General features: G+C 68.2%; 2 pseudogenes. One reads left to right on the forward strand and one right to left on the reverse strand.

The window, feature by feature from the left end:
* Positions 1 to 345: pseudogene (locus VGP60_RS28805) on the reverse strand (hypothetical protein); the annotation flags it as partial.
* 446 nt (positions 346 to 791) lie between these two features.
* Between VGP60_RS28805 and VGP60_RS28810 the strand changes: the two are divergent.
* Positions 792 to 1,657 (forward strand): annotated as a pseudogene (locus tag VGP60_RS28810) (XRE family transcriptional regulator); the annotation flags it as partial.

A 1,657-nucleotide genomic window follows, 5' to 3' on the forward strand; every position in this document is an offset into this window, starting at 1 on the left:
GCCGGGGAACCCCTCCGAGTGCGCGAAGATCTTGTCGAAATTGTCCCCGACGACCGTCGTGGCGAAATCGTCGATGTAGGTGTCCCAGGGGCCGTCGAAGACGCTGGCGAACATGAACCGCGTGTCGTCGTCGAAGATCACATGCCGCGCGTCGTGCAGGGTCCCGATCTGCTGAAGCGCTGACCGATCCTTGGCGAACGCGCTCATGACATTGGCGAGATCCTGGCGCAGCTGGTCCGCGTGGCCCGGCTTGATCGTGGTGTAGACGGTGAACTCCCCGGCCACCCCGTCCGTCAGGCCTGGCCGCTCCGGCAGGGTCGACTGGCCGGTCTTCGTCGAAGTCATCGAAGCTTCTCCTTGATCACGGATGCTCTGCGAGATGGAGCCTGGCCCGTGGGTGCTGCACACCCGCCTGCACAGACTTGCAATGCCGTGACGACCGAGCCTCATCCGTAGCGGGTGAGCCGGTGAGCGGTCGACAACCGGGACCCGACTGGGCAATGGGCTCGTGCCGCGTCCCCCAGCCAGGCAGGTAAAGCGCGTCCGCGGGGTCCTGGTCGTGACGGTGCAGCGCTGGAGCATCGATGGCACCTGGCCAAGCTGCTGGACCGGGCGCCGGCCGAACTGGGCTGGTTGGGCACCGCGAATTCCACGCGGGTGCGGCTGGCCAGCGCGGGGCCGACGACGACCGCGGAGGAGTCGGCGACCGCCGGGGGACGGACTCGGCTGAGCATCGCGTCACATCCCGTGCTCGGCGAACGGCCGCGGCAGTCGACCGCGAGGACCAGGCCGTGCCCGTCGACGTCCCCGGAACCTCGGTCAAGCTCGCCGCCGCACTCCGCATCTGGCCCGGGCCGAGCGCGCCCCGGACCCGGGCGGCGGACCCGATCAAGTACCTCGACCCGCCGAAGCTGTTCGAGAACCGCACGAGCTACCGGCTCCTGGACGTCAACCTGCGCAACGACCCACACATGCGATTCGGGCTCGGCACGTACTTCGACAAGCTCGACCTGTCCGAGGCCGTCGCGCACGAGCTGGCGACCGCGAACGCCACCGCCGGCTACTCAGCCGAACCGCCAGCATGGGACGCCATGCCGCTGCGCGCGCTCGCCGGAGACCCGTTCGACCTTCGCCGGCGCCACCTCATGCCCGCTATCGAGACGCTGACTCTCCGAAGGAACCGGAAGACGGGGGAGGCCACGTTCCTGCTGCACTGGCGTGACCCGGCCAAGGTCGCCACCGCGGCGGGCATCTACGGGCTGATCCCGGCGGGGGAGTTCCAGCCGTCCACGATCGCCACGCACGACCGGGAGAACGACTTCAGCCTGTGGCGAAGCATGGTCCGGGGATACAGCGAAGAGCTGCTCGGCGAGCCGGAGCGGCACGGCAGCTCTGGCGAGGTGCTCGACTACGACGACTGGCCGCTGTACCGGAGCCTCGAACAGGCGCGGGCCGATGGACGAGTCACGCCCTACTGCCTCGGCACCGGGCTCGACACCCTCACGCTTACCCCGATGATCCTGACCGTCACAGTGTTCGACGACGACATCTTTGACGAGTTGTTCGGCAACACCGTCGACGTCAACGCCCAGGGGCGTCTCGTCAGTGCCGCCGAATCCACTTCAGTCACGGACGGCATCCCATTCGACGACGAATC

Origin of the sequence: Amycolatopsis sp. (assembly GCF_036008905.1) — a bacterium.
GTDB lineage: Bacteria > Actinomycetota > Actinomycetes > Mycobacteriales > Pseudonocardiaceae > Amycolatopsis.